This is a genomic window from Altererythrobacter chaiwopuensis, assembly GCF_054957755.1.
In genome coordinates this window covers 1-266 of the sequence record NZ_JBTXJG010000024.1, presented here as the reverse complement: position 1 = coordinate 266, position 266 = coordinate 1, and the positions used below count along the sequence as shown (strand labels likewise).

The following is a 266-nucleotide window of genomic DNA, read 5'->3' as shown; positions in this document are numbered from 1 at the left end:
AGCAAGAGGGCGCCCAGATAGACCAGCTTCTGGCCAGGGGCACGCGCCACCTGGAACACGCTGGCCTGCACCTGCTCGAAGTCCTGCAGCTGCAGCAGCATGGGCGAGGGGTAGTAGAGGCTGTCGGACAGCGACATGACGGCCTGGGTCATGAAGCTCTGCATGTCGGCATCCGCCGCGGCCGGCTTCAGCCCGGCCTGCTCGCGGGCGAGCTGGTTTAGCTCGAACAGGCTGCCATTGAGGATGCGCAGCAGCACCTCGGAGAC

At 66.2% G+C, this 266-nt stretch carries 1 protein-coding gene; it reads right to left on the bottom strand.

Translation table 11 applies throughout. The features are described from left to right. The coding region (locus ACX2DJ_RS13035) for a cytochrome c biogenesis ResB family protein (RefSeq protein ID WP_462573171.1) at positions 1–266 on the bottom strand (266 nt) is incomplete at both ends.